Origin of the sequence: Streptomyces sp. NPDC088817 (genome assembly GCF_044750345.1) — a bacterium.
GTDB lineage: Bacteria > Actinomycetota > Actinomycetes > Streptomycetales > Streptomycetaceae > Streptomyces.
The window spans coordinates 60,846-84,136 of record NZ_JBIVJN010000023.1; the positions used below are offsets into that span (position 1 = coordinate 60,846).

Sequence of the window (23,291 nt, forward strand, 5' to 3'; positions counted from 1 at the left end):
CGTGCTCCTGAGCCTGTCGGTCAGCCGGTCGCGAGCACCATGCGGAACCGGGCGGCGCCGGCGAGCATCTTCGCGTATGCCTCGCCGGCCTGGTCCAGCGGGACGGTCTCGGTCATCGGACGGATGCCGTGCAGGGCGCTGAAGGCCATGGTGTCCTGCACGTCCTGCGCGGTGCCCGACGGGTGGCCGCGGATGACACGGGCGGCCGTGATCAGCTGGAGCGGGCTGATCCCCAGCGGCTCGGGCACCGCCCCGATGACCACCAGCTCACCCCGGTGCGACAGCCCGTCGACGGTCGCCGCGATCGCCTCGGAACTGCCGGCCGTGGCCAGGACGACCTTGGCACCGCCCAGCGACTGCAGCGCGTCGCCGACCGGGGTGTCCGTCGTACTGTCCACGTAGTGGTGCGCGCCGAGCCGCTTGGCGAAGTCCGCCTTGTCGGCCCCGCGGGCGATCGCCACCGTCTCGAAGCCCATGGCCACCGCGTACTGCACCCCCAGGTGCCCCAGGCCTCCGATGCCGAGCACGGCCACCAGGTCGCCCGGCCGCGCGGAGCTGCGCCGCAGCCCGTCGAACGTGGTCACGCCCGCGCACGCCATGGGCCCGGCGTCGACCGCCGCCAGCGCGTCGGGGATCCGGGCCAGCGCGTCGACCGGCGCGATCACCCGCTCGGCGAAGCCGCCGTCGTACGACCAGCCCGGCACCTTGAGATTCGGGCACACGATGAAGTCGCCCTGCCGGCACGGGACGCAGTAGTGGCAGCTCCCGCCGAACCAGCCCACCGCCACCCGGTCGCCCACCTGCCATCCCTGGTCCTGCGTGCCCTCGCCGAGCTGTTCGATCCGCCCGGCGATCTCGTGCCCCGGCACCACAGGGAAGCTGATCCCGGGCAGCGCGGCGTCCACGAAGAAGCTGTCGCTGTGGCAGACTCCGCACGCCTCCACGGTGATCGCGACCCGACCGCGGCCCGGCTCCGCCGCCTCACGCTCGGCGATCTCGAACGGACCGCCGGCGGCGGTCGCCTGCGCGACTTTGTAGGTACTCATCTGTCTCTCCCCGAAAGCGGGTACGACGGACCCCCGCAACCAGGACATCAGCTCAGCGCCGTTCGCGCGCGCCGTGCAGGAGGCGGCCCGGCCGCTCAGCCCCCCGGCATGGGACGCACGGTGAGGATCTGCTGGGCCTGCCCGACCGGACCGCGCAGATCGTGCAGGACCGTACTGGTCAGTCCGACGCCCGTCGGGCCGAAGGTCACGGTGGTGTCCAGACCGGTCCAGCGGCCCTCCGGACGGCGGTGCAGATGCACGGTCAGGTCGACGTTGGGGAACATCCACGCGGTCGGCGACTCGCGTACGGCGATGCCGTTCGCCGTGTCGACGAGGGCGAGGTAGGAGGCGAGCGGGCTGCTGGGCTCGCCGGCGACCAGGGTGAGCGGGGTGGAGATCCAGGCGGTGGTGCGGCCCGGGGACGGCGGGGCGAGCGGCCGGATGTCCAGGGACGCGATGAAGCCGCCCGGCCACAGCTCGCTCATCGCCCAGGGCGCGAGTCCGTCGGGCGGAGTGAGCGGGTCACCCGCGCCCCCGGCGACGGCCGCCGTGTCCTGGGCCGACAGCAGCCAGACCCGGGCCCGGACCACCGTGCGCCCGGCGATGCGCACGACGGCTTCCAGGAGTTCGATGGTGCGGCCGGGGCGGAGGGTCTCCACCTCGATCTCGCACTCGTCCAGGGCCGGCGCGCCCAGGATGTCGTAGCTGATCCGGGCCGGTATCAGGGGGCTGCCCCCGCGCGCGGCCAGATGGTCCTCGACGGCGTGGACGATCAACCCGCCCAGCGGGCCGAAGTGCTGCTCGCGCACGTCCCAGGCGCCACCGGCATGCTCGGTGGGCTTGAAACGGTGCTCGTCGATGCGTTCGTAGTAGCTGCCGGGAACCGGTGCGCCGGTGTTCAACGCGTGCTTCTCCTCGGTCTGTTCGCAGGAAGCCGAACCGGCACGGGTTTCTCGCGCCGGATCGGCCGGGCAGCCCCATCATGGCCCAGCCCATACATGGCATCTACACCCACCTTCCGTCAGGAGGCCGGAGATCGGCTGGATGGTGCTGCCGCGGTACCAGGGGCGCGGCCTCGGCGGCCGCGCGGCCCGCGCCCTGCTGGAACGGGCGCGGGACGAGGACCGCTGGGGAGAGGTGCACGCCTTCCCGGCCACCACCAACGCGGCCTCCAACGGCATCTGCCGCTCGCTCGGCTTCCGGTTCGTCGGTGAGCGCGAGGTGGAATTCGCCGGCCGGACGCTGCGCACCCACCACTGGGCGATCACCCCGCGCGCGGACCTGACGCCGGGCTGAGAAGAGGCGGGTCAGCCGAGGCTCACCCACCCGCGTTCCTCGGCGGAGCGGGCCATCGCGTCCAGGGCCACCGCGGCGGCCACGGCGTCGTCGAGGCCGGCGCCGTGGACCCCGCCCTCCGTGACCGAGCGCAGGAAGTGGTACGCCTCGATGACCTTGAGGTCGTCGTAGCCCATGGCGTTGGCCGCACCCGGCTGGAAGGCCCCGTACTCGCCGTGGCCGGGGCCCACGTGGACCGTGCTGACGGGCTGGTCCTGATACGAGGTGCCGCGGCTGACGCCGAGTTCGCCCATGCGCCGGAAGTCCCACCAGAGCGCGCCCCGGGTGCCGTGGATCTCGAAGCCGTAGTTGTTCTGCTCGCCCACCGAGACCCGGCAGGCCTCCAGGACACCGCGCGCGCCGGAGGCGAACCGCAGCAGGCAGTTCACGTAGTCGTCGTTCTCCACCGGGCCGAGCTCGCCGCCCGCCGCCCGGGTGTGACCGGCGGTGGCGCCGGTCGGGCGGGCCCGTTCGGGCACGAACACGGCGGTGTCGGCGGACAGCGACTCGATCTCGCCGAGCAGGTGGCGGGCCAGGTCGACCCCGTGCGAGGCCAGGTCGCCCAGCACCCCGCTGCCGCCGCGTTCACGTTCGTAGCGCCAGGTCAGGGCGCCCTCCGGGTGGGCCGCGTAGTCGCTGAACAGCCGGATGCGGACATGGGTGACCGTGCCGATCTCACCGGCCGCGATCATCTCGCGGGCGGCGGCGACGGCGGGCGCGTTGCGGTAGTTGAAGCCCACCGTGCCCCGCACACCGGCCCGGGCGGCGGCGCCGGCGACCGCCCGGGCGTCGTCGGCGCCCAGGCCCACCGGCTTCTCGATCCAGATGTGCTTGCCCGCCCCGGCCATGGCGAGGCCGATCTCGCGGTGCAGGAAGTTCGGCGCGGTGATGCTGACCGCCTCCACCCGGGGGTCGGCGGCGATCTCCCGCCAGTCACGGGTGGCGGACTCGAAGCCGTACCGCTCGGCCGCCTCCTCGGCCCGGCCGGGCACCTCGTCGGCGACGGCGACCAGGTGCGGACGTACCGCGAGCCCGGGGAAGTGGTGGGGCACGCGGGCGTACGCCTGGGTGTGCACCCGTCCCATCCAGCCGAATCCGACGACGGCGACGCCGAGCGCAGACACCATGAGAGCCCCTCGTTTGGACCGATCCAAAACCTGGTGGCTCACGATGGGGCCGCCTACCGTCGGGTGTCAAGCCACCGGCTGAAGCTCTCTTCGGGCTCCCTTCAGGCACTTCCGGACCCGTCTCCGGCCCCTTTACAAGAGCCCCTCCCTCATGGAACGGTCCACAGCGTGCCACCGCCCACCATCCGTGACGTCGCCGCCCGTGCCGGTGTGTCCAAGTCCCTGGTCTCGCTGGTGCTGCGGGGCTCCGGCAGCGTGCGCCCCGAGAAGAGGCAGGCGGTCCTCGCCGCGGTCGAGGAACTCGGCTACCGGCCCAACGCCGCCGCCCGCAGCCTCAGCGAGCGCCGCACCCGCACCGTCGGCGTGCTCCTGAACGACATGCGCAACCCCTGGTTCGTGGAACTCCTGGACGGTCTGAACTCCCGCCTCCACGACGCCGGGCTGCACATGCTGCTCGCCGACGGCCACCTCAACCGGCGCCTGGGCGAGGACCTCACCCGCACCTTCACCGAACTGCGCGTCGACGGCCTGGTCGCCGTCGGCACCCTGCGCGATCCGCGCGCCCTGCGCGTCGCGGCCGGCCGGGTGCCCACCGTCGTCGCCGGCACCCGCGAACCCGAACTGCCGGGGGTGGACGTCGTCGCGGGCGACGACGAGCGCGGCGCACGGCTGGCCACCGAGCACCTCATCGCCCTCGGCCACCGGCACATCGCCCACATCGCCGGCCTGGGCGCGGTCGGCGAGCTGCGCCGCCGCGGCTACGAGGCCGCCCTGCGCGCACACGGGCTCGCCGGCACGGCGCTCGTCGAGCAGGGCGACCTCACCGAGGAGGGCGGCTACCGGGCCACCGTGCGGCTGCTCAGCCGTACCCGGCGGCCCACCGCCGTGTTCGCGGCCAACGACATGGCCTGCGTCGGCGCGCTGTCCGCCGCCGAGGAGAGCGGCCTCCGGGTCCCCGGCGGCCTCTCCCTGGCCGGCTACGACAACACCTACCTGTCGCGCCTGCGCCACCTGTGGCTGACCACCGTGGACAACGCCAGCCACGACGTGGGCCGGCGCGCGGCCCAGCGACTGCTCGACCGCATCGACGACCCCCACCTGCCCCGGACCGTCGACCTGACGAGCCCGGTCCTGGAGGTGCGCGGCACGACCGCGCCGCCCGCCGCGCCCGACTGACGAGCACTGTCCGGGACCCCGCCGGGGCGAGCGTCCTTCGAGGGCGCTTCCCGGCCGCCCCGACCCTGCATCGCCCCCCGGCCCGCCGGGTTACCCGGACCCAGGGGTTCGGAAGGGAGCCCCCGGGGTCCTTCGCGCCTCGCGCGTCGCGGAGGGCCCGCGCTCCGGTCCGCTCCGGTCCCGGTGAACCGGCCCGCGCCGGAAGTCGGCGCCCTCGCCCGGCCGGGCCAGGGGTGAGAACATGACGTGTGTCGCTCATGGACCTACGGCGTTCACCATCGGGACGGGTGCTGGTCCTCATCCCCCTGCTGCTGATCGCTGTGGTGGGCGTTGTGGACGCCCTGACCCCGCCCGACGTGCACCTCGGCCCGCTGCTGGTCGCGGCCCCCGCCTTCACCGCCGCGTTCTCCGGTCCCTGGCTCACCGCGCTGATCGGTGCGCTGGCCGTCGGGACGGAACTCTCCATCGGCGGCGTCCAGGGCACCCTGGGCACCCAGAACCTCCAGGCGGAGGTCGCGTCACTGATCATCGTCTCCGGTCTGATCGTGGTGTTCTGCCTGTTCCGGGACCGGCGCGAGCACCAGCTCACGCAGAGCCGGGTCGTGGCACGGGCCGTCCAGGACGTGCTCTTCCCGCCCCTGCCCGAGCGCAGCGGCCCCTTGCGGATCGCCTGCCTGTACCTCGCAGCCCAGGACGAGGCCACCATGGGCGGGGACCTCTACGCCGCCGCCCGCACCGGACACAGCACCCGGCTGCTCATCGCCGACGTGCGGGGCAAGGGACTGCCCGCGATCAGCCATGCCGCACTGCTGCTCGGCGCCTTCCGCGCGGCCGCGCACCGCCGGCCCTCACTGCCGCGCCTGGCCGTGCACCTGGACGGCGCCATGCGCTGGGAGTTCCAGCAGTGGCAGACCGCGCAGATGCTCGACATCGACGAGTCCTTCGCCACCGCCCTGCTCGTCGACATCCCCGACAGCGAGCCCGTGCTGCACCTCCTCAACTGCGGCCACCCCGCCCCGCTGCTCATCGGCGGGGGGACGGCCGAGCCCCTGGCCGCGCGGGCCGTGGCCCCACCGCTGGGCCTCGGGGAACTGTCCGACGCCGCGGACTACGAGGTCGCCTCGTTCCCCTTCCCGCCCGGGGACACACTGCTCCTGCACACCGACGGCGTCCTGGAGGCCCGCAGCCCGCGCGGCGACTTCTACCCCCTGGCCGACCGGGCCGGCGCCTGGTCCACCGGACCGCCCGAGACCGTGCTGAGCCGGCTCCACGACGACCTCCTCGCCCACACCCACGGCCGTCTGGACGACGACGCCGCGGCCGTCGCGATCCGCCGCGGCCCGTCGTGACCGGCGCCGGGGGCCCGGGGACTCTCCGGCACCTCGTGATTGTGCCGTGTGCGTTCGGGTACGCGAGCAGAACCCGTGCCCGGCCGGTCAAGCTTCCGGGCGGGCCGTTCGACTGCCGCGACCAGGGAATCCGCCATGCAGACACCAGCGAACGACAACACCCCGACGCCCGCCCAGCAAGCGCTGGACGTGCTTGCCGACAACGCCGAGGACACGGTGGCACTGGAGACGCTCGCGAGCAGCGACGTACTGGTCCCCGTGCCCGACGACGCGAGCGAGGAGGACGCCACCAACCCCACGGCGGTGGCCCTGCCCGTTCTCGAACAGCCGGGCGGTGCGCCGGTGGTGCCCGTGTTCACCTCCGAACTGGAGATGTCCGACCTGCTGCCGTACGTCTCCCGCTATCGCCTGGTTCCGCTCGGCGCGCTCGCGTCCCAGTGGCCGGCCGACGATCTGTCGCTGACCATAGACGCCAATTCGCCGCACGGTCTGACGCTCACCTCGGAGGGAGTGCGCAACCTGCTGGCCCGGCCGCACGGCTGAGCGGCACCGCGACGACCGGCCGGAACGGCCGCCGCGGTGGGCGCGGCTCGCACCACCGCGGCACGCATCACCGCGGCGGCCGGCTCTCAGGCGTCCTGGAGAAGGCCGACGAGGTTGCCGTCGGCGTCCCTCGCCGAGGCGATCAGCCGGCCACCGCCCACGTCCTGCACGTCCTGGAGCACTTCGGCGCCCGCGGCCACCAGCGCCGCCAGCCGGCCCCTGATGTCGTCGACGTGCCAGTACGGCACCGGTCCGGTCATTCCCTTGGCGTGCCCGTTGGGGTCGAGCCCCACGTCCTGCCCGGCGTCCTTGAACCCGACGTAGTAGGGCGCGTCGGCGTACGGCTCGACCTCCAGCAGCGCCTTGAACAGGGCCTTCGCCCGGTCGAGGTCCTTCACGGGGTAGATGATCGTCTTCAGGCCGGCGGTCATGGCGGACTCCTCGCTGTTCGGCTTTGTCCGGTGGTTCCACGCTAGAACGGGCGGGTGCCGTGCGGCTTCTTCGATCCTGACCGGTTGCCGGTCGCCCGACGGGGTGACGTCACCCGGCTCGCCGTACACACCCCGCCGGGCGTGTGCGGTGCTGGTCCCCTCGCGTTAGCCTGTAGCCCGGCCGCGAGGGATTTTTCGCGGCGCGGCGGTGGGGCCCGCCGTACCGAAACCGTGGCACTGGTGCCGCCAACGGTCCCTACTCGCGTAAAAGGAGCGCTCCGGCATGTCCGAGCGCGGGCGAGCAGGAGACGTACGAGCATGACAGTCCCGGAAGCAGAGAGCTTTCGAGCGCGGACCGGGCCCAGGCGAGGGCGAGCCTGGCGGGCGCAGACACCGGTGGTCGCCATGGTGGCGCTGGGCGGAGGGCTCGGCGCCACCGCCCGGTACGCCGTCTCGCTGCGGCTGCCGACACCGGCCGGGGGCTTCCCCTGGGCGATCTTCTGGGTCAACGCGTTCGGCTGCGCGGTGATGGGCGTCTTCATGGTGGTCATCACCGATGTGTGGGCCGCCCACCGGCTGGTCCGCCCCTTCTTCGGCACCGGCGTGCTCGGTGGCTTCACCACCTTCTCCACCTACGCCGTCGACTTCCAGCGACTGGTGGACTCCGGCCATGCCCGTACCGGGCTGGCGTACCTCGCCGCGACACCGTGCGCGGCACTCGCGGCGGTGTGGCTGGCCATGACGGCGGCCCGCCGTGTCCTGAAGTGGAGGCAGCGATGACCAGGCTCACCGGCAGCGCGCTGCGCGTGACCGTCTTCATCGGAGAGAACGACACCTGGCACCACCGGCCGCTGTACTCGGAGATCGTCCACCGGGCCCACGCGGCGGGCCTCGCGGGCGCCAGCGCCTTCCGCGGCGTGGAGGGGTTCGGCGCGAACTCCCTGATCCACACCTCCCGGCTGCTGTCCCTGAGCGAGGACCTGCCGGTGGCGGTGGTGATCGTGGACACCGAGGAGCGGGTGCGGGCCTTCCTTCCGCAACTGGACGAACTGGTCGCCCAGGGACTGGTGATACTCGACGACTGCGAGGTCATCCGGTATGTCAGCCGCGCGGCCGGACTCGGCGGCGCGGACGCCGGGAGCGGGAAGTCCCCGTGAACTGGCTGCTGGTGGTCCTCGGGGCCGTGGTCGGCGCACCCCTGCGCTACCTCACCGACCGCGCGGTGCAGTCCCGGCACGACTCGGTGTTCCCCTGGGGCACCTTCGTCGTGAACATCACCGGCTGCCTGATCCTCGGCCTGCTGACCGGCGCGGCGGCCGCGGGTGTCGCCGGACCGCGTCTGCAACTGTTCCTGGGCACCGGACTGTGCGGGGCCCTGACCACGTACTCGACCTTCTCCTACGAGACGCTGCGGCTCACCGAGACCGGCGCGGGCTTCTACGCCCTCGCCAACGTCGTCGCCGGCGTCGGGGCGGGCCTCGGCGCGGCTTTCGCCGGGGCGTGGATCGCCGGCGGCTTCTGACGGTCGCCGCCGATTCCGCTGCCCGTCACCGGTCCGTCACCTCAGCACCGTAAGTGTGTGTCCACCACTGTCGATCACCATCCTCAGAACTGGATCCCATGAGCGCCATCTCCGTCGGTCAGGCCGTCGTCCTCGGAGTCGTCGAGGGGGTGACCGAGTTCCTGCCCGTGTCCTCCACCGGCCACCTGAAGATCACCGAGGGGCTCATGGGCATCCCCGTCGACGACAAGTCGGTCGTCGCGTTCTCCGCCGTCATCCAGGTCGGCGCGATCGCCGCCGTGCTGGTGTACTTCTTCAAGGACATCGTGCGGATCATGTCCGCCTGGTTCCGGGGGCTGGCCAACAAGCAGGAGCGCTACCACCACGACTACAAGTTCGCCTGGTGGGTCATCTTCGCGACCATGCCGATCGTCGTGGTGGGCCTGGCCGCGAAGCCCTTCATCGAGGGGCCGCTCGGCTCCCTGTGGGTGGTCGCCGGTTCGCTGATCGGCGGCAGTGTCGTGATGTGGTGCGCGGACCAGATGGGCCGGCACAAGCGCGGTGAGGACGACACCTCGTTCAAGGACGCGATGCTGGTCGGCAGCTCGCAGATCCTCGCCCTGCTCTTCCCCGGCTTCTCCCGCTCCGGCGCCACCATGTCGACCGCGCTCATCCTCGACCTCGACCGGGTCGCCGCCACCCGCCTGTCCTTCTTCCTCGGCCTCCCGGCCCTGACCGGCGCCGGCATCTACGAGCTCAAGGACGCGCTCGGCGAGAACGTGGGCGCCGTCCCGCTGGCCGTCGGCACCGTCGTGTCCTTCGTGGTCGCCTACGGCTCCATCGCCTGGCTGCTGAAGTTCGTCGCCAAGCACTCCTTCAACGCGTTCGTCGTCTACCGGATTCTGGTCGGCCTGCTGCTGTTCGGCCTGCTCGGCACGGGCGTCCTCAGCAGCTGAGCACCGGGCGGCGGCCGAGGCCCGCCGCCCTGCCGTTCCCACCGTCGCGGAGCACCCCGCCCGGAGGCAGAATGGCGATCATGACGTCGTCCCCGACCTATCTTCCGGTCCTTGAGCGCATCGCCGAGGAGATCGGGCACACACCGGGCCGCGGGCGCCCGGCCGACTACATCCCGGCGCTCGCGGCCCGGGACGCCCGCGCCTTCGGCATGGCCGTCGCCGAACTGGACGGCACCGTCTACGGGGTGGGGGACTGGCGGGAGCCGTTCTCCACGCAGTCCATCACCAAGGTGTTCACCCTCGCCCTCGACCTGGCGCGCGAGGGTGACGAACTGTGGGAGCACGTGGGCCGCGAGCCCTCCGGCAACCCCTTCAACTCCCTGGTGCAGCTGGAGTACGAGAACGGCATCCCGCGCAACCCGTTCATCAACGCCGGCGCCCTGGTGGTCACCGACCGGCTCCAGACCCGCACCGGCGACGCGGCGGGCGAGCTGCTGGGCTTCCTGCGCGCCGAGAGCGGCAACCCGGAGCTGGACTTCGACGAGGAGGTCGCCGCCTCCGAGTCCGCGCACGGCGACCGCAACGCCGCCCTCGCCCACTTCATGGCGTCCTACGGAAACGTCGACAATCCGGTGCCGGTCCTGCTGGACCAGTACTTCCGCCAGTGCTCGATCGCGGCCTCCTGCGCCGACCTGGCACTGGCCACCACGTTCCTCGCCCGGCACGGCATAAGGGCGGACGGCTCGCGGCTGCTCGCCAGCAGCCAGGCCAAGCAGGTCAACGCGGTCATGCTCACCTGTGGGACGTACGACGCGGCCGGCGACTTCGCCTACCGCGTCGGCCTGCCCGGCAAGAGCGGCGTGGGCGGCGGCATCATCGCCGTCGTACCGGGCCGGTGCGCGCTGTGCGTGTGGAGCCCCGGCCTGGACGAGCGGGGCAACTCCGTGGCCGGCGTGGCGGCCCTGGACCGCTTCACGACCCTCACGGGCCTGTCGGTGTTCTGAGGGACCGCCCGGCGCGGGTCGTCCGCTCGCGCGCCGGTCATGTGCGGAGGGGACGGCGTCCCGGCGTCCCGGCCCGGTCGGCGTCCGCCGCGGTTCGTGCCGCGACGGCGTCCGGGGGCGGCACCGACGTCCGCGGCCCATGCCAGGGCCGGCGGCCCGTCAGACGCGCGAGGCCCGCTTGCGCCGCAACCGCAGGCCGATCAGGAGGGCCCCCGCGCCCAGACCGGCGGCGCCCGCGATCGTCCCCGTCCCCGGCCAGTCCGACTCCTCCGGCCGGGGCGCCCCGGCGGACGCGACGACCGCCGCTCCCGGCTTCGTACCGGGGGGCTTCGCTCCTGGCTTCGTCCCCGACTTCGCTTCCGCCGTCGCCTCGTGGGAGACGGGCCGCAGGGCGTCGAGCGAACCCACCGGATCGACATGTCCGGCGGCGTCGAATCCCCAGTCCAGCAGCGCGCGCGCCTCCTCGTAGACGTTGCCCTCCTGGGGGTTCATCAACGTCACCAGGACGGTGCGCCCGTCCCGGTGGGCCGCAGCCACGAGCGTGTTGCCCGCGTTGGTGGTGTAGCCGTTCTTGATGCCGATCAGACCCGGATACGGCTCCACCCCGTTGGCGCCGGTCAGCAGGCGGTTGGTGTTCGCGATCTGGAACGTGCCGTCGTTGCCGGGGAAGGCGGCGTGCGCGGTGGAGCAGTACCGCGCGAAGTCCGGGTTGCGCAGCCCGGCCCGCCCGAACACGGCCAGGTCGTACGCCGAGGAGTCCTGCCCCTCGGCGTCGTAGCCGTCGGGGGAGACGACCGTGGTGTCCAGGGCACCCAGGGAGCGGGCCTTGGTCTCCATCTGCCGGGCCGTCTGCTCCCAGCCGCCGTTCAGCGCGGCGAGCACGTGCACGGCGTCGTTGCCGGAGTTGAGGAACACCCCGCGCCACAGGTCGGCCACCTGGTACGTGTGCCCCTCGACGACCCCCACCAGGCTGCTGCCCTCGCCGATGCCCGTCAGCTCCTTGGCGCTGACGGTGTGCTGGATGCCCGCGGGGAAGGACGGCATCACGGTCAGGGCGAACAGCGTCTTGAGGGTGCTCGCGGGCGGCAGCCTGCGGTGCGCGTCGTGCGCGGCCAGCACCTCGCCCGACGCGGCGTCGGCCACCACCCAGGACAGCCCGGAGACGGCCGGAAGGTCGGGCGCCCCGTCGCGGAGCCGGACCTGGGTGCCCTCACCGTCCAGCAGGGCCGGCTGCGGCACCGTCGCCCTCGGCTCCACTATCGCTCCCCGGCCCCCGACGGCCGCGCCGGCGACCGCGACCGGAGGGGTCGGCGCCAGCAGACTCGCGGCGCAGAGCGCGCAGGCCGACACAGTGGTGCGGCTGGAAAATCTGATCTTCATATCGCAAACGTAGGGACAAAACGGTGCAGGCGGGACGCTGCCCAGAGCCGAACGGGGTCCACGAGCACCCGGATGTCCTAGCGCTTTCCTCGACGGGCGCACAGCGGGCGTGGTGCTGAGGGTGTGTCGGATACCCGCCTGGCGGTCGTGGCTCAGCCGGCGGGCAGGGTCGGCCGGACGCGGCGCAGGAACGTGGCGTTGTCGGGCGTGTCGCGCAGCCGCTCCAGCAGCGTCTCAAGACCGGTCCTGCCCTCCCGGCCGCGCAGGGCCCGCCGCAGACCGCGAACCGCCGTCAACTCGGCCGGGGTGAAGAGGAGTTCCTCACGGCGGGTGCCCGAGGGGTCGAGGTCGACGGCCGGGAAGACGCGGCGGGAGGCGAGTTCGCGGCTGAGTCGCAGCTCCATGTTGCCGGTGCTCTTCAGCTCCTCGAAGAAGAAGTCGTCGGCGCGGGATCCGGTCTCCACCAGCGCGGTGGCGAGGATGGTGAGCGAGCCGCCCTCCTCGGCCGACCGCGCTGCCCCGAAGAACCGCTTGGGACCCAGCAGCGCGCCCGCGTCGACCCCGCCGCTGAGGGTGCGGCCGCCCGCCGCGGCCGCGTTGTTGTGGGCCCGGCACAGGCGGGTGAGCGAGTCGAGGAGAACGACCACGTCCTCACCGGCCTCGACGAGCCGTTTGGCCCGTTCGACGACGAGTTCGGCGAGCGCGATGTGCTGCCTCGGGGACCGGTCGAAGGTGGAGGCGTACACCTCGCCGCGCACACGGCGGCGCATGTCGGTGACCTCCTCCGGGCGTTCGTCGAGCAGCACCACCATCAGCCGGCACTCGGGGTGGTTGCCCGCGACGGCGGCGGCGATCTGCTGGATCAGCACGGTCTTCCCGGTCTTGGGCGGTGCCACGACGAGACCGCGCTGCCCCTTGCCGACGGGCGCGATCAGGTCGGCGACACGGCCGGTGAGCCCGGCGGCGGGGTGTTCGAGGCGCAGCCGCTCGCTCGGGTGCAGCGGGGTGAGGTCGTGGAAGCGGCGCCGGGACCGGGTCTCGTCCGGCGAGCGGCCGCCGATGCCCGTGAGCTCGGTGACGGCGTGCTGCTGCCCGAGCAGGCCCGCGACCGTGTCGCCCTTGCGCAGGCCGTGGCGGCGGATCAGGGCGGGGGAGACGTGCGGGTCGAAGGGCGTGGGCAGGAAGTCCGCGCCGCGCAGATGTCCCTTGCCGGTCGCGTCGATGTCCAGGACACCGGTGACGGGCCGGGGGGCCGCGGACGTCTGCCGCGGTGCGGCGGGGCGTTCGAGTGTGGTGGTCATAGGGGGGAGGGTCCTTTCGCGGACGGACGGCACGGGATGTGCGGAGCGGAAGCCGCGACGGGGAGGCGTGGAGTACGGGGCCTCCGACGGCGGAAGACACCACCTCGGCCGGACGCGCTGCCCGGAAGGCGCAGAGCGCCGCTCACGGAGAAGGTGAGGAGAAGCAGATCGCGTCGACCGCGACAGACGCGGCGACACGCCGAGCTGATGAAGAACCGCACCGGCGCTCACAACGGGGCGTACACGAGTGCTGACGCCAGGGTACCACCCGGTTCGCGGGCGTGGGCCACTTCAAGTAACCCGCCACTCGTACCCGGTGTGGGAACACCGCGGGCCCGGCAGCCGACCACACACGGCTGCCGGGCCCGCGGGCATGTCAGGGATGCCCAGAGGTGTCAGGCGTACGACCGCAGCCAGCGGAGCTTGGCCGCGTCCTGGTACGGACCGCCACCCTCGTGGTCGTTGAAGTCGTACACCTCGATCTGCTTGTCCTGGTGCGCCCAGGCGTTGAACGCGGCGAACACCGTGGAGGGCGGGCAGGTCTGGTCCTCCAGGGCCGCCGAGAAGAGCGCGGGCGCGCGGCCGCGCGCGGCGAAGTGCACGCCGTCGAAGTACGACAGCGTCCGCAGGGCGTCCTCGGTGCGGCCGCGGTGCGTCTTCAGGTAGAGGCCGATCTCCCGGTACGGGTGACGGTCGGTCAGCGTCGTCCCGCGCGGGAAGTCGCACAGGAACGGCACGTCCGGCGCGATCGCGACCAGGTCCGGCACCAGACCGCCCACCGCGATCGTGATGCCGCCGCCCTGGCTCGCGCCGATCGCCGCGGTCCGGCCCGCGTCGGTCAGCGGGTGCGCGCGGGCCGCCTCTGTCGCCCGCACCGCGTCGGTGAACACCCGGCGGTAGTAGTAGTTCTCCGGCGCGTCCAGACCGCGGGTCATGAAGCCGGGGTACGCCGGCGTGCCGCCGACCGGGTCGGAAGTGCCGCCACCGCCGCCCCACGCGCTGCCCTGCCCGCGGGTGTCCATCACGAAGTGCGCGCGGCCCGTCGACGCCCACAGCAGGTGTTCGTGGGGCAGGCCGCGCCCGCCGCCGTAGCCGACGAACTCCACGACCAGCGGCAGCGGCGCGTCGACCCGCGCGGGCAGCGTCAGCCAGCCCTTGACCGGATGTCCGCCGAAGCCGGCAAAGGTCACGTCGTACACCTTCACCGTCGCCAGACCCGTGTCCACCAGGTCGAACCGGGCGTCCAGGTCGTGCTCGCGGGCCTCCTGGAGCGTCTTGGACCAGAAGGCGTCGAAGTCCTCGGGCTCGGCGGACGAACTGCGGTACTCGCGGAGCTCGTCGAGGGGAAGGTCGAACAGGGCCATCAACAACCGCCTTCGTGAAGAGACTGAGGAGAGCGTGGGCCACACGCTACGGCCCCGGCGCGGTCCGCCGTCGGCGGAGGTGTTCGTTCCGGACGCGGCGCACGACGTCCCCGGGTGCGTCAGGTGCCGGCCTCGGCCCGGCCGGGCCACGCGTTGTAGCGGGTGAGATAGCCCGCGAACCGTTCGAGGTCGTCCTCCGGCCAGCCCGCCAGGCGCGCGTGGAACGCCGCACGGCGGCTCTCGGTGACCCGGGCGAGGATCCGCCGCCCGGCGGCCGTCAGATGGAGCACCTGGACCCGGTGGTCGCCGGGATCGGTACGGCGCTCGACGAGGCCGGCCCGCTCCAGGGCCGACACCTGGCGGCTGACGGTGGACTTGTCCAGCGCGTAGTGCGCGGCCAGGTCGGTGGCCCGGCAGCCGCCGCTCTCCTCCAGATGCCCGAGCAGCGTGTACGACACCAGCGACAGCTCGGGGTGCATACGTCCGGCCGAGGCCCGGGCCCGGCGGGCGAAGACCGTCATCTCGCGGTGGATGGTCTCGACGGCCGTCTCTCCCGCCGGCGTCCGCCGCGTGACGTCGCGCTCGTCCGGTTCTGTCACTGCGGTCACCGAATGCCTCCCCTGCTCTTCCGGTTGCATAGTACAACTGGCGGATGGAGGAGGGGGCGGCCGCCGGGCGTTGGGGTAGGGTGACCTGCGGCCGCGGAGGGTCCCGGTCGCAGGAAGCCGAGGAGGTGAGACCCATTACCGCTGTGTCAGGTCGGGTGCTCTCCCCTCGCGGTGGCGCGGATCGCCGTCAGTAGGTGATCGCGGGAGCGCCCTTCGGCTCCCGAAAGGTCCCGGCATTCCATGCCCGTACTTCCTCCCCCCTCCGCTTCTTCCTCCTCTTCCCCCTCTTCCGTTTCTCCGCCCCCACGTGCCGCGGTGGTCGCCGCGCTGCGCGCCGCCGGCTGCGTGTTCGCCGAGGAGGAGGCCGGACTGATCCTCGCCGGCGCCCGCACGCCACGGGAGATCGCCGCGCTGGTGGAACGGCGCGCCGCCGGATTCCCCCTCGAACAGGTGCTCGGCTGGGCCGGGTTCCACGGTCTGCGGATCGCGGTGGAACCGGGCGTCTTCGTCCCGCGGCGCCGCACCGAGTTCCTGGTCGACCAGGCGGTGGCCCGGTCCCCGGAGGCATCCGTCGTCGTGGACCTGTGCTGCGGCTCGGGCGCGGTGGGCGCGGCGCTGGCCGAGGCGCTCCGCCCGGCCGAACTGCACGCCGCCGACGTCGACCCGGCCGCGGTGCGCTGCGCCCGGCGCAACATCGTCCCCAGGGGCGGCACGGTGCACCAGGGCGACCTTTTCGACGCGCTCCCCGGCGGGCTGCGCGGCCGCGTCGACATACTCGCCGCCAACGTGCCCTACGTCCCCACGGGCGAGGTCGGCCTGCTGCCGCCCGAGGCCCGCGACCACGAGCCGCTCGTCGCCCTGGACGGCGGCCCCGACGGCCTCGATATCCTGCGCCGCGTCACCACCGAGGCCCCCACCTGGCTCGCCCCCGGCGGCTGCCTCCTGGTCGAGACCAGCGAACGCCAGACCCCGCTGGCCCTGGCCGCCTTCACCCGAGCCGGTCTGACCGCCCACGTCGCCGTGTCGGAGGACCTCAACGCACACGTGGTGACAGGAACCAGACAGTGACCGCACCCAGCTGACCCGGACCGGTCGGCGGCCCCGGCCGGGCGGGTCGCGTGACCCGCTCCGGCGGGCGGGGTGTCACGGCAGTGACTGGGCGCGGGCGGTCGACTGGTCGGCGGCGAGCCCGAGCGCGCAGGCCTCCCCGCGGTCGTCCGCAGCCGCATGTTGCGGAACTCCACCAGTTGGGTGTCGCCGTCCTTGTGCCGGACGGGAAAGGCGCCGGCCCAGCCCCGGCCGGTCCGCAGCACATCGGAGAACGGCTCGATCACCAGGTCGAGGTGCCGCTCGTGGACCATGAGCTGGGCCGCGTACCTGCCCAGCGCCTCCTGCGCCGAGTACCCGAAGAGCTCCGCGGCCTGCGGGCTCCACAGCACGATGCGCCCCCGGGCGTCGAGGACCACCGGGGCCACGCCCGGGACCGGTGCCCCGGGCGAAGGCGAGCGGGCGGGCGGCGGTGGTGCTCCGGCGGTGAACGGTGCTTTGCTGGATTTGCGAGTGGAGCGCCGCGCTGAGGGAACTTCGTGCGGTACCCAGGCCCCAGGCCACGAGAGGAGTGATCGCGATGGCGAGCGAGCCGGAGCACCCCGAATCCGTCTCGGTGGAGCTGAGCGGATGCACCAAGGAAGACGCCCGGACCGTGTTCGACGCCCTGTGTTCCTGCTTCTCCTCCGACCGGTGCGCGGACGACGTGCCCCGGGACTACCACGAGGTGCGCCCGACCGTGTGGCTCGGCACGTTCGACGTGGCCGAGGAGCACGGGGCGGACTGCGGGCCCACCAGGCTCGACGCGTCCGTCACGGCCGACGTGCAGGGCGGCTACTGGGCGATCGACCGTTTCTGCACCACCCTGGGCTCCCTGTTCACCGTCGAGGACCTGAGCATGGCCTCCGGCGACCAGGAGCGCGAACTCCACGTCCGTCTGGAGAGCCGCTGACGGCGGACACCGAGGCCCCCGGCCCTTTATGCAACTAGTTGCATAAAGGGCCGGGGGTCCTCTACAACTACAGACATGAGCCGTTACCCCCATCTGCTGCGCCCGCTCGACCTGGGCTTCACCACGCTGCCCAACCGCGTCCTCATGGGCTCGATGCACGTCGGCCTCGAGGAGGCCGAGGGCGGCTTCGAACGGATGGCGGAGTTCTACGCGGCCCGCGCCCGCGGCGGAGTGGGGCTCATCGTCACCGGCGGCATCGCACCGAACGAGGAGGGGCGGCCCTACGAGGGCGGCGCGAAGCTCACCACCGAGCAGGAGGCCGGGCAACACGCGACCGTCACCGCCGCCGTGCACCGCGAGGGTGGCCGGATCGCCCTCCAGATCCTGCACTTCGGCCGCTACGCCTACCACCGCGACCTGGTCGCCCCCAGCCCCCTCAAGGCCCCCATCAGCCAGTTCGTGCCCCGCGAGCTCACCGACACCGACGTCGAGCGGACCATCGACGACTACACCCGCACCGCCCTCCTCGCCCGCCGGGCCGGCTACGACGGCGTCGAGATCATGGGCTCCGAGGGCTACCTGGTCAACGAGTTCATCGCCGCGCGGACCAACCACCGCACCGACCGCTGGGGCGGCTCCTACGAGAACCGGACGCGCTTCCCGGTCGAGATCGTGCGCCGGGTGCGCGAGGCCGTCGGCGAGGACTTCATCATCATCTACCGGCTGTCCATGCTGGACCTTGTCCCCGACGGCTCGACCCTCGACGAGGTCGTGACACTCGCCAAGGCGGTCGAGGCCGCCGGGGCGACCCTCATCAACACCGGCATCGGCTGGCACGAGGCGCGCATCCCGACCATCGCCACCTCCGTGCCGCGCGGCGCCTACGCGTTCGCCACCAAGCGGCTGATGGGCCGGGTCTCCGTCCCCCTCGTCACCACCAACCGCATCAACACCCCCGAGATCGCCGAGCAGTTGCTCGCCGACGGGTACGCCGACATGGTGTCCGTGGCCCGCCCGATGCTCGCCGACCCCGACTTCGTCGCCAAGGCGGCCGCCGGCCGCCCCGAGGCCATCAACACCTGCATCGGCTGCAACCAGGCCTGCCTCGACCACACCTTCAGCGGCCAGATCACCTCCTGCCTGGTCAACCCGCGCGCCTGTCACGAGACCGAACTGGTCCTGTCCCCGACCCGGCGGCGCAAGCGGGTCGCCGTCGTCGGCGCCGGACCCGCAGGTCTCGCCTGCGCGGTCTCGGCCGCCGAACGCGGCCACCAGGTCACCCTGTTCGACGCGGCGGACGAGATCGGCGGACAGCTCAACGTGGCCCGCAAGGTCCCCGGCAAGCAGGAGTTCGGCGAGACGCTGCGCTACTTCCGCCACCAACTCGACGCCCACGGCGTGGACGTACGGCTGAACACGCGGGTGAGCGCCGTCGACCTCGCGGGCTACGACGAGACCGTCGTCGCCACCGGCGTCACCCCGCGCACCCCCGACATCCCCGGCGTCGGCCACCCGAGCGTCCTCGGTTACCTCGACGTACTGCGGGACGGCGCACCCGTCGGCGAGAGGGTGGCGATCCTCGGCGCCGGCGGCATCGGCTTCGACGTGGCCGAGTACCTCACCGACGGCGGTGACGGGGCGAGCGAGGACCCGGCGGCGTACTTCCGGCTCTGGGGAGTCGACATGGACCAGCGCGAGCCCGGCGGACTCACCACGCCGCGGCGGCCCGCGCCACCGCGCGCGGTGCACCTGCTCCAGCGCAGGACCACCAAGGTCGGCGCAGGACTGGGCAGGACGACCGGCTGGATCCACCGCACCGAACTCAGGCACCGCGGGGTCACCATGGTGCCCGGCGTGCGCTACGACCGGATCGACGACCGGGGCCTGCACATCACCGTCGACGGCACGAGCACGGTCCTGGAGGTCGACACGATCGTGCTGTGCACGGGACAGGAGCCACGGCGCGACCTGTACGAGGAACTGGTCGCCGCCGGGCGCCGCCCGCATCTGATCGGCGGCGCGGACGAGGCCGCCGAACTCGACGCCAAGCGCGCCGTCAAACAGGGCATGGAACTGGCGGCGGTCCTGTAGGGGACGACCGGGGGCACTCTCTCGGGGCCGGGCGCGTATGGGCCCGTCCCTAGGATGATCCCCATGTCACTTCCGCACGCGATCCTCACCGCGCTGCTCGAAAAGCCGTCGTCGGGGCTCGAGCTGACGCGACGCTTCGACAAGTCCATCGGCTACTTCTGGTCGGCGACGCATCAGCAGATCTATCGCGAGCTGGGACGACTGGAGGCCGCCGGCCTGATCCGCGGCCTGCCGGCGAAGGAGCGGGCCCGCGGGCAGAAGAAGGACTACGAGGTGCTGTCAGCGGGCCGGGCGGAACTGGCCCGCTGGACCGCCGCCTCCCAGGACCCGAAGCCGTACCGCGACGCCCTGCTGCTGCGGCTGCGCGCGGCGGCCGTGGTCGGCACCGCGGGCCTTCGCGCCGACCTGGAGCGCCATCTGGAGCTGCACGAAAGGCAGTTGGCGGAGTACCGGGAGATCGAGGAGCGTGACTTCCCGCCAGGCAAGGACAGCCCCGAGGACCGGCTGAGGCACCTGGTCCTGCGGGGCGGTGTCGACCTGGAGACCTTCTGGACGCAGTGGCTGCGTTACGCGCTGGACGAGTTCACCGAACTGCACGGCGAGCAGACGGAATTGGGCGGGCAGAATCCGGGGTGAGGTCGGTCCCGGCGGGGCGGTCGGTGCGGGTGCGGCCCCGGAGGGAGCGGGGAGTGGTGCGGCCGCGGCGGGCCGTCAGTACCGGTGCGCCTTCGAACGGCGGCGCAGCACCCACCCGGTGGCGACCAGAGCCGCCCCGACCAGGGTTCCGCCGGCCGCGAGCGTGAGGGTGCCGTAGTCCTTGACGCCGCCGCCCAGGCCGCCCAGCACACCGCGGGTCGGCGCCGCCGTGGGCAGGACGTTCGGCGCGTACGTGCGTACGCCGTTCGGCGCGTAGGTGGGGACGCCGTTCGGCGCGGCGGGCTGCCGGTACGTGGGTGCGACCGGCTGCCGGTACGTGGGCGCGGCCGTGGGGGTGGCGCGGCCGCCGGTGACGAGGACGGACTGCGTGCCCGCCGAGATGTTGTTCGCGCAGACGACAGCCACGGTGTAGGTGCCCGGGCTCACGCTCTGCCAGGCGGCGGACTGGCCACTGGCCGTCCCGGTGAGCGCCACCTGGCGTCCTTGGGTGAAACTCGTCTGGCCGGCGGAGAGCAGCGAGGCCGTGCCCCAACTGCCGTTGACCTGGCTGCAGACGCTGGTCGTCACGGACACGGTCGAGCCGTTGGCGGTCACGGATATCCCGGCAGCGTGCGCGGCGCCGGTGGCGAGACCGAGTGAGAGTGCGGCGGCCGTAGCGGCCACGGTTATGGAGCGGGAGGGTGGCTGAGTGTGGCGCATGGGACTGTCCTCCGGCGGCACGGTCGGCGGTCCATCCCATGTGCCGCCGGAGATAGGGGAATCGCCCGTGCTGCCTCGGAGCCAGCCAACGTCTTCGTGTCGCTGCCCGCATGCGGGGCGCGGCCGTACGGGTGGGCCCCGCCCGAGCGGCCGACACCCGGTCGGGTGCACAGGGCATCCCCGCTGTTTTCGCGTGGCCGGGTGCTCATGACTTTCCGGTCGTCACCGACCGTTCGGGTGAGAAGCCGCCCCAGGTGCCGTCCGGGAGCATCGCCCGGATCCGTACCCGGTGGCCGACCCCGGCCTCGCGCCCCAGGTAGAAGCTGTACGAGGCCTTGTCGCGCGGAGCCGTGCCGCCCCAGACGAGGGAGGTGGCCGGCTGACCGTCCAACTGGATCTGGTACTGCGTCACCACACCGTCGGTCCGCGGAGGGACCCAGCTCAGGTCGAGGTAGTACGCGCCGTCCGCCTGATGGGTCGCGGCGCGGAAGGAGGACGGAGCGGTGGCCCCTCCGTCGTCGGAGCCCGGCGCGGTGGTCAGCCGGACGGCGGCGCTGGCGGGGGAGAGGTTGTCGGCCGCGTCACGGGCCCGCACGGTGAACGCGTAGGAGGTGCCCGGCCGCAGGCCGGTGACCACGGTGGCGGTCTGGCTGCCGCCGACACTGTGGATCTTCGTACCGCCCTGGTAGACGTCGTACGACACCACACCCTGGTCGTCCGTCGAGCGGGACCAGGACAACTGGACGGCCCGGCTGCCCACCGCGCGGCCACGGACGTCGAGCGGGCGGCTGGGGGCGGAGTGGTCGGCGGCGACGGCGGCCGGTGTCCTCGCCCGCACCGGCCGGCTGCGCGGACCGAGCCGGCCGTCGGTGCCACGGGCCCGGACGGTGAAGACGTACGTGGTCGACGGGCTGAGCCGGGTGATGTCCACCATGCGCTCATGGGCCGGTACGGCCGTCACCTTCGTGGCGTCGCGGTACACCTCGTACCCGGCGATGCCCGGGGTCGCGGGCAGCGCGTTCCACATCACGTGCACGCTGGTCGCGCTTCCCGCGGCGGCGGTGATGCCGGTCGGCGCACCGGGCAGGCGGCCGCCCTCCCCGTCGTCCGCGGCGCTCCGGCCGCAGGAGACGAGCAGCAGCAGCGCACCGCACAGCACCACGACACGCCCGGGCGCGCGGAGACGGCGGGAAGCGGGGGCGGGAACGCGTCGCACGGGTCTGCCTCCCAGGAGCGGCGGCGTGGGCGGCCCCGCACATTGCGCGGGACAATGGTCCGGACCAATATGGCGTGTTGGCCGGAGCGCATCAAGGGGGCCGGGGTTGGTGGGAGTCCCGGACCGTTACGTATGCTGAGACCACTTCCGGGCTGAAATCCCCTTCTTTACAGGGGAGTTCATGCCGTGGCGCGGACAGCTGTCGTCGCTGCCTCCCGCGTCGTGACGGGCGGTCCGGGGGCCGGGCCGGTAGGGACCCGGGCCCCGGCCGCCCGATGGGTGGTACGGGCCATGCGCCGCTCGTTCCCCTAACGTGGGCCGCGCAACCGATTGATCCGCGTTTCATCCCCCATGGGGTGAATGCCCGTCATGTCCCCGAGGAGAGGGGTCCCTCATCGTGCGTGCCCAGTCGCTGACGCTCGCCGCGGCGAGCGCCGCCCTGCTCGCTCCCACGACGCTGCCGACGCCCACCGTGCCGTACGCGTACCGCACCCGCGGGGAGCCCGCGCCCCACGACGACGGCGATGTCCAGGCCGCCGACCTGCTGGCCAGGGTGCGTGACTGCACACCGGTCTCCCGCGGACGCTACCGCCTCGGCGCCGGGAAGCCCGCCACCGTCCCGGTGTGCGGACTGCCCGGCGCCGTCTTCTGGAAGGCCGACATGGACATCGACTGCGACGGACGGCCCACCGTGCGCTGCAACCGCCGCACCGACCCGCAGTTCTCCCCGACCGCCGCCTACGAGCAGTCCAACGGGCACCGCCTCGACGCCGCACGGCTGCCGTACGTGGTCCTGCCCGCTCCCAGCCGCATCTGGGACCACCGCGCGCACGGCGTGGGCGGGGGATCGGTCGCGGCCGTCGTCTACCGGGACCGCGTGCAGTACGCGGTCGTCGGCGACATCGGGCCGCGCGAGGTGATCGGCGAGGCCTCCTACGCCACCGCCCGGCGCCTCGGCATCCCCGCCGACCCCCACGGCGGCGGCGTCCGCTCCGGCGTGACCTACATCGTCTTCAAGCACTCCCGGATCGGCGCCATCGAGGACCACGCGGCCGCCGTCGCCACCGGCGAGCGACTGGCACGCCGACTGGTGAACGAGGGGACGACGACGGGACAGACGGACGCACCGGGAGGGCCGCCAGTGGTGAGTGACGGGAGGGTTACGCCGCAGGCGGGCGGATCACGGGGGGACGGCGGCACGACGGGCGAATGACTTGCGCTGCTCGACTGCGGTGGACGGCGGGAGGGCGGCGCTGCGGGCGGACGACCTGCGCCGCCGGTGGCGGACGGTGGGACTGCGACGCTGCCGGCGGACGACACGCGCCGCCCGCCTCTGGTGGACGGCCGGACGGCGAGGCCGCGGGCGGATCGCTTGCGTCGCCCGCCTATGGGGGACTGCCGGACGCCGGGGCAACGCGTCGCCCGCCGGCGGTGGGCGACGGGACGGCGACGCAACGGGCGGATCGCTTACCTCGCCGCCTGCGGCGGACCGCAGGACGCCGGAGACA

At 73.0% G+C, this 23,291-nt stretch carries 24 protein-coding genes and 1 pseudogene; 14 read left to right on the forward strand and 11 right to left on the reverse strand.

Annotation, left to right across the window (positions count from 1 at the left end; translation table 11 throughout):
* Positions 1-20: 20 nt before the first annotated feature.
* On the reverse strand, positions 21-1,046 hold the full coding sequence (locus ACIP4X_RS32610) for an alcohol dehydrogenase (RefSeq protein ID WP_358732975.1): 1,026 nt from the start codon (positions 1,044-1,046) through the stop codon (positions 21-23).
* 95 nt (positions 1,047-1,141) lie between these two features.
* Complete coding sequence (locus ACIP4X_RS32615; RefSeq protein ID WP_358732977.1) at positions 1,142-1,948, reverse strand: thioesterase family protein; 807 nt, start codon at positions 1,946-1,948, stop codon at positions 1,142-1,144.
* Between ACIP4X_RS32615 and ACIP4X_RS32620 the strand changes: the two genes are divergently transcribed.
* Positions 1,941-2,342, forward strand: coding sequence for a GNAT family N-acetyltransferase (locus tag ACIP4X_RS32620; protein WP_358732979.1), 402 nt, complete (start codon positions 1,941-1,943; stop codon positions 2,340-2,342). The two genes, ACIP4X_RS32615 and ACIP4X_RS32620, sit on opposite strands and share 8 nt — an antisense overlap.
* An 11-nt stretch (positions 2,343-2,353) precedes the next feature.
* Here the strand turns inward: ACIP4X_RS32620 and ACIP4X_RS32625 are convergent, their stop codons facing one another.
* Positions 2,354-3,508: a Gfo/Idh/MocA family oxidoreductase gene (locus ACIP4X_RS32625; protein WP_358732981.1), complete on the reverse strand. Its 1,155-nt coding sequence runs from the start codon at positions 3,506-3,508 to the stop codon at positions 2,354-2,356.
* Between the two features lie 168 nt (positions 3,509-3,676).
* Here ACIP4X_RS32625 and ACIP4X_RS32630 point away from each other — a divergent pair, with 168 nt between their 5' ends.
* From ACIP4X_RS32630 to ACIP4X_RS32640, 3 genes are all read left to right on the forward strand, one after another.
* Positions 3,677-4,684, forward strand: a complete 1,008-nt coding sequence (locus ACIP4X_RS32630) for a substrate-binding domain-containing protein (protein ID WP_391454763.1) — start codon at positions 3,677-3,679, stop codon at positions 4,682-4,684.
* A gap of 287 nt (positions 4,685-4,971) precedes the next feature.
* On the forward strand, positions 4,972-6,033 hold the full coding sequence (locus ACIP4X_RS32635) for a PP2C family protein-serine/threonine phosphatase (protein ID WP_401351804.1): 1,062 nt from the start codon (positions 4,972-4,974) through the stop codon (positions 6,031-6,033).
* A 135-nt stretch (positions 6,034-6,168) separates the two neighbouring features.
* Positions 6,169-6,576 carry an SseB family protein gene (locus tag ACIP4X_RS32640; RefSeq protein ID WP_358732987.1) on the forward strand — a complete coding sequence of 136 codons (408 nt, stop codon included), beginning with the start codon at positions 6,169-6,171 and terminating at the stop codon, positions 6,574-6,576.
* A gap of 86 nt (positions 6,577-6,662) precedes the next feature.
* Here ACIP4X_RS32640 and ACIP4X_RS32645 read toward each other — a convergent pair whose 3' ends face one another.
* Positions 6,663-7,007 (reverse strand): VOC family protein, encoded by a 345-nt coding sequence (locus ACIP4X_RS32645; RefSeq protein WP_358732988.1) that lies wholly within the window; start codon positions 7,005-7,007, stop codon positions 6,663-6,665.
* A 318-nt stretch (positions 7,008-7,325) separates the two neighbouring features.
* Here ACIP4X_RS32645 and crcB (ACIP4X_RS32650) point away from each other — a divergent pair, with 318 nt between their 5' ends.
* From crcB (ACIP4X_RS32650) to ACIP4X_RS32670, 5 genes are all read left to right on the forward strand, one after another.
* Positions 7,326-7,787, forward strand: coding sequence for a fluoride efflux transporter CrcB (crcB, locus tag ACIP4X_RS32650; RefSeq protein ID WP_358732990.1), 462 nt, complete (start codon positions 7,326-7,328; stop codon positions 7,785-7,787).
* The gene (locus tag ACIP4X_RS32655) at positions 7,784-8,164 is read left to right on the forward strand and encodes a DUF190 domain-containing protein (protein WP_358732992.1); all 381 of its coding nucleotides are present in this window, start codon (positions 7,784-7,786) and stop codon (positions 8,162-8,164) included. The genes crcB (ACIP4X_RS32650) and ACIP4X_RS32655 overlap by 4 nt, the downstream gene beginning before the upstream one ends.
* Positions 8,161-8,529 (forward strand): fluoride efflux transporter CrcB, encoded by a 369-nt coding sequence (gene crcB / locus ACIP4X_RS32660; RefSeq protein ID WP_391454761.1) that lies wholly within the window; start codon positions 8,161-8,163, stop codon positions 8,527-8,529. Before ACIP4X_RS32655 ends, crcB (ACIP4X_RS32660) begins: the two co-directional genes overlap by 4 nt.
* A gap of 98 nt (positions 8,530-8,627) precedes the next feature.
* On the forward strand, positions 8,628-9,464 hold the full coding sequence (locus ACIP4X_RS32665; protein ID WP_391454760.1) for an undecaprenyl-diphosphate phosphatase: 837 nt from the start codon (positions 8,628-8,630) through the stop codon (positions 9,462-9,464).
* 71 nt (positions 9,465-9,535) lie between these two features.
* On the forward strand, positions 9,536-10,468 hold the full coding sequence (locus ACIP4X_RS32670; protein ID WP_358732998.1) for a glutaminase: 933 nt from the start codon (positions 9,536-9,538) through the stop codon (positions 10,466-10,468).
* 159 nt (positions 10,469-10,627) lie between these two features.
* Here ACIP4X_RS32670 and ACIP4X_RS32675 read toward each other — a convergent pair whose 3' ends face one another.
* The 4 genes from ACIP4X_RS32675 to ACIP4X_RS32690 all read right to left on the reverse strand — a co-directional run bounded on the left by ACIP4X_RS32675 (position 10,628) and on the right by ACIP4X_RS32690 (position 15,121).
* Entirely contained in the window at positions 10,628-11,848 is a 1,221-nt protein-coding gene (locus tag ACIP4X_RS32675) for a D-alanyl-D-alanine carboxypeptidase family protein (protein ID WP_401351811.1), read from the reverse strand.
* Positions 11,849-12,000: 152 nt separating this feature from the next.
* Positions 12,001-13,149 carry a transcription termination factor Rho gene (rho, locus tag ACIP4X_RS32680; RefSeq protein WP_358733001.1) on the reverse strand — a complete coding sequence of 383 codons (1,149 nt, stop codon included), beginning with the start codon at positions 13,147-13,149 and terminating at the stop codon, positions 12,001-12,003.
* Between the two features lie 395 nt (positions 13,150-13,544).
* On the reverse strand, positions 13,545-14,513 hold the full coding sequence (locus ACIP4X_RS32685; RefSeq protein WP_358733003.1) for an acetylxylan esterase: 969 nt from the start codon (positions 14,511-14,513) through the stop codon (positions 13,545-13,547).
* 119 nt (positions 14,514-14,632) lie between these two features.
* The gene (locus ACIP4X_RS32690) at positions 14,633-15,121 is read right to left on the reverse strand and encodes a MarR family transcriptional regulator (RefSeq protein WP_391454759.1); all 489 of its coding nucleotides are present in this window, start codon (positions 15,119-15,121) and stop codon (positions 14,633-14,635) included.
* A gap of 240 nt (positions 15,122-15,361) precedes the next feature.
* Between ACIP4X_RS32690 and ACIP4X_RS32695 the strand changes: the two genes are divergently transcribed.
* Positions 15,362-16,189: a putative protein N(5)-glutamine methyltransferase gene (locus tag ACIP4X_RS32695; RefSeq protein WP_401351815.1), complete on the forward strand. Its 828-nt coding sequence runs from the start codon at positions 15,362-15,364 to the stop codon at positions 16,187-16,189.
* 93 nt (positions 16,190-16,282) lie between these two features.
* Here ACIP4X_RS32695 and ACIP4X_RS32700 read toward each other — a convergent pair.
* Positions 16,283-16,596 (reverse strand): annotated as a pseudogene (locus tag ACIP4X_RS32700) (PAS domain-containing protein); the annotation flags it as partial.
* A 152-nt stretch (positions 16,597-16,748) separates the two neighbouring features.
* Here ACIP4X_RS32700 and ACIP4X_RS32705 point away from each other — a divergent pair.
* From ACIP4X_RS32705 to ACIP4X_RS32715, 3 genes are all read left to right on the forward strand, one after another.
* Positions 16,749-17,120 (forward strand): hypothetical protein, encoded by a 372-nt coding sequence (locus ACIP4X_RS32705; protein WP_358733006.1) that lies wholly within the window; start codon positions 16,749-16,751, stop codon positions 17,118-17,120.
* Between the two features lie 75 nt (positions 17,121-17,195).
* The gene (locus tag ACIP4X_RS32710) at positions 17,196-19,211 is read left to right on the forward strand and encodes an FAD-dependent oxidoreductase (protein ID WP_401351818.1); all 2,016 of its coding nucleotides are present in this window, start codon (positions 17,196-17,198) and stop codon (positions 19,209-19,211) included.
* 63 nt (positions 19,212-19,274) lie between these two features.
* Positions 19,275-19,847: a PadR family transcriptional regulator gene (locus ACIP4X_RS32715; RefSeq protein WP_401351821.1), complete on the forward strand. Its 573-nt coding sequence runs from the start codon at positions 19,275-19,277 to the stop codon at positions 19,845-19,847.
* A 75-nt stretch (positions 19,848-19,922) separates the two neighbouring features.
* Here ACIP4X_RS32715 and ACIP4X_RS32720 read toward each other — a convergent pair whose 3' ends face one another.
* Together ACIP4X_RS32720 and ACIP4X_RS32725 are read right to left on the reverse strand one after the other, a co-directional pair.
* A complete protein-coding gene (locus ACIP4X_RS32720; RefSeq protein ID WP_358733009.1) occupies positions 19,923-20,567 on the reverse strand; it encodes a hypothetical protein in 645 nt (214 codons plus the stop codon).
* Between the two features lie 205 nt (positions 20,568-20,772).
* Positions 20,773-21,783: a fibronectin type III domain-containing protein gene (locus ACIP4X_RS32725; protein WP_401351824.1), complete on the reverse strand. Its 1,011-nt coding sequence runs from the start codon at positions 21,781-21,783 to the stop codon at positions 20,773-20,775.
* Positions 21,784-22,180: 397 nt separating this feature from the next.
* On the opposite strand from ACIP4X_RS32725, the gene ACIP4X_RS32730 reads away from it, so the two are divergent.
* Positions 22,181-22,996, forward strand: a complete 816-nt coding sequence (locus ACIP4X_RS32730) for a glycoside hydrolase family 75 protein (RefSeq protein WP_358733012.1) — start codon at positions 22,181-22,183, stop codon at positions 22,994-22,996.
* Positions 22,997-23,291: the final 295 nt, after the last annotated feature.